The sequence below is a fragment of the Desulfobacula sp. genome, from assembly GCF_030611305.1.
Lineage (GTDB): Bacteria > Desulfobacterota > Desulfobacteria > Desulfobacterales > Desulfobacteraceae > Desulfobacula.
In genome coordinates this window covers 1-5,247 of record NZ_JAUWQB010000142.1, presented here as the reverse complement: position 1 = coordinate 5,247, position 5,247 = coordinate 1, and the positions used below count along the sequence as shown (strand labels likewise).

The window sequence follows — 5,247 nt, the reverse complement described above, 5'->3', positions numbered from 1 at the left end:
GCATATTGCCTCTGTTTTTGTTTTATAATTTTTTGTTTTTGCGAATAAAAATAATACACGAAAACAGAGGCTTTTGCAACACAACAATTTGAAATTATTATGTAAATTCTGTAAATTATAAATTGATTTCAACACCCTTTTATAGCCTTTTTTCTGGTAAAAAAACAAAAAATAAAGTAAAAAAATAAAGAAGCGGGCCGTCCAAAAACTATTTCTGGTTAATATTCATAGTTTCTGCAAGAGGCTCTATAGTGTTTAAAAAAAGAAATATCAATTTTGAGATTTTATTTGCTTTGTCCCTCCTGCTTTTTATTTTTTTGTCCGGAAGCTTTGCGGCAGTGATTTCTTTTTTATCTGTTGGAGCCATTTGGGGTATTATGGTTTTAATAAAGCGGAAAAAGATTATTTTACTGGCAAGTTTTATTATAGGGATAATGATTTTTCTTTATTCAGTTCCTGAATTTGTACCTAAAAATTATTTTACAAAAAAATATGCTGATCGGATGAATTATTCTAAAGTGTTAAAAATAGAGACTGTAATCGTACGACTTCATGCCTGGGATCGGGCTTTGGAAATTATCAAAGAATTTCCCTTAACCGGAAGCGGTGTTGGATCTTTTTTTAAAATTTCAAATTATTATTCTAAGGACAAAGCAAATTCCGGCGGACTCAGAAACGCACATAATTATTATTTTCACTTTGCTGCTGAATTAGGTATTCCCGCATTGTTTCTGTTTCTGTTAATTTTATTTTTTATATATAGAGCGGGGCTGCTTCAGGCAACAAATAATGTTCACGCCAAAGGATTGCTACTCGGGCTATCTGCATACCTGCTTTCAATGTTATCAAGCCATCACCTTATTTTATCAACACACCAATTTCTTTTCTGGTATATCCTGTTTGTAATAGCTTTTCCCCTAAACACTGATTTGGAAAAAAGCAAACTGAATTTTGAAACAAAATATTTATCCAGAATTTTGTGCTTACTTGTTTTTATGGTTATCGCGGGACATGCCTATAATTTGTTTTATGTAAAAAAAGAGGTAAAAGGATTGTATGAGTATGGTTTGTATAAACCTCAGAGGATACGTAATGTCGAAATGCGCTGGACAGATAAGCAGTCACGCAAAAAAGTTAATGCAGAAACTGATTATTTTGGTTTTAGCATGTATGCTGACCCTGAAAATTTATCTTCCGGTATCCTTGAAATGAAAACATACGTTAATGACAAATTGATTGACCGTGTGACATGGGAAAAGAAAGGCACAAAGCACAAATATTATCATATCCCTGGAATCAAAGGCCGGGTTCTTAAAATAAGAACCAGTGCAAGTGACAGCTATAATCCGTATAAACAGGGGCTTAGTAAAGATATTAGAGAAAACAGGAATCAGTGTGCGGCCATAACAGATATTACTTTTTTTCAGGATAGCAATTATAAAAAGAATTAAAGAATGAAAGTTTCAATTATAACCGTTACATTCAATTGTCATAAAACGATTCAAGATACCATTACATCGGTTGCAAACCAGGATTATCCTTTTATTGAGCATATTATTATTGATGGGGCATCCACAGACGGGACCCAGGACATCATAGAGCGGAACCGTTCAAAAATACGGCATTTTGTTTCTGAACCGGACAATGGAATTTATAATGCCATGAACAAGGGTATAAGACTGGCATCCGGATCAATTGTGGGTATATTGAACGGAGACGATGTCTTTTATGACAATGCGTGTATTTCTGTCGTTGTTGAAGAGTTTAAAAAGAAGAAAGTAGAGGCAGTCTACGGGCAACCTGGTTTATGTTGCCCCTGAAAATTTGAATACAATCGTAAGATACTATAACTCCGAGGGGTTCACTCCAAAGAGGTTTGCGTACGGCCATATGCCGGCACATCCTGCTTTTTTCGTTTGTAGAGATTGCCATGAAAAATATGGACTCTTTAAAGAGGATTATGCTATAGCGTCTGATTTTGAACTTTTGCTAAGATTTTTGGGGACCCATAAGATATCCTATAGTTACCTGCCCAAAGTTCTGGTCAAAATGCGGACTGGAGGTGTCAGTACCAGCAATCTGAAAAGCAACTGGATACTGAATAGAGAGATTGTAAGGGCATGCAGGGAAAACAATGTGAATACGAATATGATAAAAGTGTTTTCAAAATACATATTTAAAGTTTTCCAGCTCGTCAATCGGCCACATAAAAGGAGGCCGCATTAGAGGGGTATGAAACTGAAGTTCTCATAATATGGGGGTTAAGAGAAACTTGTTTCGCCTATTCCAAAAACTTTCGCTAACTTTTGTCTGGTTGCCTTGCGATAAACAGCGCCTTCCCGTTCCCATTTTGCCACGGTTGACTGTTTTACCCCGATTCGACTGGCAAGTTCTTTCTGTGTCCACCCCTTTTCAAGGCGCTCCCGTTTGACAGGATTTATAAAAATATAGTCTTCCGCTTCGTTCTGATCATATAGCGGTTCAGACTTAGCTTCACGGATGTCATGCAGATCAGATTCATCTTCTATACGATCAAGGATAGTCTGGAATGATTTGAAGGGTAGTACAACAAATTTTACTTTTCCATTTTCCTTAATTGTCTGGTATTCCATATTCACCTCTTGTAAATGTCGCCCCGTGGGCGGATTTTTACTACTTCTATTATTAGCTGGTCATCCTGGCGTGTATAGATGACACGATACTGCCCCACTCTGAGACGAAAGCCCTCTCGTCCCTTTAAGATGTCGATATTAAGAGAGGCACTGTCAGGATTTTCCGCAAGTTCGTGCAAATTATTCACGATGGCCGATTTTATTTTCACCGGCAGGCGTGCCAGATAGTTTCTTGCCTGCCGCCTGTATTTCAATTGATACATAATTTATATTATAGCTTTAAAGGATATATTGTCAAGGTTTAAGGTTTAAGTTAAACTGGGTTCGCCGTTATTATTGACTCATTTTAGTTTGTCGTATTGACTAAATAGAATAGACTAAAACCTGAGGTCAGGATTAGAGGGGTATGAAAACGATTCTTGTGACCGGAGCGGCCGGATTTATTGGACAAGCTGTCTGTCAGGATTTATTGAAGAATTATAAAATTATTGCATTTGACAGAAGTCCGCTGGCAGAACCGGAAAAGAACTATATACCCATAAAAGGGGATATTGCGGATAAAGACACGCTTGAATCAATTTGTACTATTCATTCTCCTGATGTGGTTGTTCATTGTGCCGGTATTGCCCATCAAAATATTTTCAAGCCTTTGGACAAAGAGGTGTATGAAAATATAAATTCTACAGCCACGAAACACTTGGCAGAAATTGCATCCGGGATTAATTCAGAAGTTCAGTTTATTTTTCTATCTTCTGTTTCTGTATATGGGGAGGAAGGGTAAAAGAATCTATAATAAATGAAACAGAAGACTGTCACCCCGCAAGCGATTATGCGTTTAGCAAGTTGAATGCGGAAATTGCGCTGAAAAATATATATGATTGTGATGCTATAAATAAAATAGATGTTTTCCGGTTAGCACCGGTCTATGATACGACTTGGAGCCTGAATTTAGAAAAACGGGTCTTCGGACCTAAAAAGTTTTTTTATTTAAAATTCGGCTCAGGAGAACAACGCATGTCAATACTTTCGAGACAGAACCTTGTTGGTTTTATACGACACAGGATTGAAAAACGCGATGGGTCTGATTTTAATATTTTTAATGTCTGTGATGAGAAGGCATGTTCTTTTAACGAAATTATTCATGTTTTTCAAAAATCCAGGGTTCAGCCCAATAAAGTTATCGTAAAAATCCCCCTGTTTTTTATACGGTGCCTGACCATGGGGGCAGGGTTGCTTTTCCAGCGTAAGGCCGGGTGGATCCATTCCTTTTATAATAAACTTGCAAATAGTCTGGTATTTGATAATAAACGGATGCTGGATACAGGGTTTTGTCCGAAACATTCTCTGTCTTCTGTTTTTGGTGAGGTGTAATGAGGATTTTTTAAAATCAATTAACTGAGTTGAATTATCAATGATCATAAAAAATTTAAAAAATATTATTTCAAATGGTGAAGGTCTCACTTTGGAATTCAAAGAAAGCCACAGTAAGGTAAATAGTGATGTATACCAGAGTATTTGTGCTTTTCTTAATCGCAATGGGGGACGGGTTATTTTAGGTGTAAAGGATGACTGCAGCATAACTGGGATTAAAGCGGAAGCACTTGAACAGATGAAAAAGGATTTGGTCACATCTTTGAATAACCCCCAGAAAATCAATCCGCCACTTTATATTCTGCCGGAAGAGATTGAGATAGATGGGAAGCGTCTTCTTTTGCTTGATATTCCAGAAAGTTCTCAGGTACACCGCTGCAATAATCGGATTTATGACAGAAACGAAGATGGTGATTTCAATATTACGGATAATACCAATTTGGTTGCTCAACTTTATATCCGTAAGCAGAGTACGTATTCAGAAAACCGGATTTATCCTTATGTGGTATTGGAAGATTTGCGACCGGACTTAATACAGCGGGTAAGAAGCCTTGCAAAGGGTCAACGGCCGGATCACCCATGGGCTGAACTGGATGATCTCGCACTTTTAAAAAGTGCCCGGCTGTTTCATAAGGATTATCAAACCGGAAAACAAGGCTTTACCCTGGCTGCTGTCCTGCTTTTTGGCAAGGACGATGTCATTTTGAATATACTGCCCCACCATAAAACGGATGCTTTGCTCAGGGCTGATAATATTGACAGGTATGATGATCGAGATGATATTAGAACGAATCTGATTGAAAGCTATGACAGGCTAATGGGATTTACAGCAAAGCATCTGCCGGATAAATTTTATCTGATTAGAGATCAGCGTGTCAGTTTGCGGGATAGGATTTTTAGGGAGGTGGCCACCAATATTTTGATCCATCGTGAGTTTTTAAACCCGTTTCCTGCAAAATTCATCATTAAAAAAGATTGTGTTTATACGGAAAATGCAAACAAAGCTAATGGGCAAGGCCTGATCGATCCGATAAACTTTACACCCTTCCCGAAAAATCCTGTTATCGCACGGGTATTTAAAGAAATGGGACGTGCTGATGAGCTTGGCTCAGGTGTGAAAAATCTTTTTAATTATACAAAAAAGTATTCAGGTGCTGATCCGCAACTTGTGGAAGAAGATATTTTCAGAATTATCATTCCACTATCCGAGCAAGTTACCGAGCAAGTTACCGAGCAAGCGGTTTCGGCTCAGCTGATATCTTTT

At 37.6% G+C, this 5,247-nt stretch carries 7 protein-coding genes; 5 read left to right on the top strand and 2 right to left on the bottom strand.

The genetic code is table 11. From position 1 onward, the window contains the following. Nucleotides 1-251 precede the first annotated feature (251 nt). Both QAI40_RS16680 and QAI40_RS16675 read left to right on the top strand, forming a co-directional pair. Complete coding sequence (locus tag QAI40_RS16680) at nt 252-1,451, top strand: O-antigen ligase family protein (protein WP_304511874.1); 1,200 nt, start codon at nt 252-254, stop codon at nt 1,449-1,451. Nucleotides 1,452-1,454: 3 nt separating this feature from the next. Beyond that, nucleotides 1,455-1,820 (top strand): glycosyltransferase family 2 protein, encoded by a 366-nt coding sequence (locus QAI40_RS16675; RefSeq protein ID WP_304511873.1) that lies wholly within the window; start codon nt 1,455-1,457, stop codon nt 1,818-1,820. Between the two features lie 441 nt (nt 1,821-2,261). Here the strand turns inward: QAI40_RS16675 and QAI40_RS16670 are convergent, their stop codons facing one another. Both QAI40_RS16670 and QAI40_RS17255 read right to left on the bottom strand, forming a co-directional pair. Then, complete coding sequence (locus tag QAI40_RS16670) at nt 2,262-2,612, bottom strand: helix-turn-helix domain-containing protein (protein ID WP_304511872.1); 351 nt, start codon at nt 2,610-2,612, stop codon at nt 2,262-2,264. A 2-nt stretch (nt 2,613-2,614) separates the two neighbouring features. Next, the gene (locus tag QAI40_RS17255) at nt 2,615-2,875 is read right to left on the bottom strand and encodes a type II toxin-antitoxin system RelE family toxin (protein ID WP_442875417.1); all 261 of its coding nucleotides are present in this window, start codon (nt 2,873-2,875) and stop codon (nt 2,615-2,617) included. A 143-nt stretch (nt 2,876-3,018) separates the two neighbouring features. Between QAI40_RS17255 and QAI40_RS16665 the strand changes: the two genes are divergently transcribed. From QAI40_RS16665 to QAI40_RS16655, 3 genes are all read left to right on the top strand, one after another. Further along, entirely contained in the window at nt 3,019-3,393 is a 375-nt protein-coding gene (locus tag QAI40_RS16665) for an NAD-dependent epimerase/dehydratase family protein (RefSeq protein WP_304511871.1), read from the top strand. Nucleotides 3,394-3,626: 233 nt separating this feature from the next. Continuing rightward, a complete protein-coding gene (locus tag QAI40_RS16660; RefSeq protein WP_304511870.1) occupies nt 3,627-3,983 on the top strand; it encodes a hypothetical protein in 357 nt (118 codons plus the stop codon). A 40-nt stretch (nt 3,984-4,023) separates the two neighbouring features. Further along, on the top strand, nt 4,024-5,247 hold a 1,224-nt coding region (locus QAI40_RS16655), incomplete at its 3' end, for an RNA-binding domain-containing protein (RefSeq protein ID WP_304511869.1).

Bases quoted from the DNA above. Each gene is read 5' to 3' on its own strand.
- QAI40_RS16670 (WP_304511872.1), bottom strand. From the start codon at position 2,612: ATGGAATACCAGACAATTAAGGAAAATGGAAAAGTAAAATTTGTTGTA.
- QAI40_RS17255 (WP_442875417.1), bottom strand. From the start codon at position 2,875: ATGTATCAATTGAAATACAGGCGGCAGGCAAGAAACTATCTGGCACGC.
- QAI40_RS16665 (WP_304511871.1), top strand. From the start codon at position 3,019: ATGAAAACGATTCTTGTGACCGGAGCGGCCGGATTTATTGGACAAGCT.
- QAI40_RS16660 (WP_304511870.1), top strand. From the start codon at position 3,627: ATGTCAATACTTTCGAGACAGAACCTTGTTGGTTTTATACGACACAGG.
- QAI40_RS16675 (WP_304511873.1), top strand. From the start codon at position 1,455: ATGAAAGTTTCAATTATAACCGTTACATTCAATTGTCATAAAACGATT.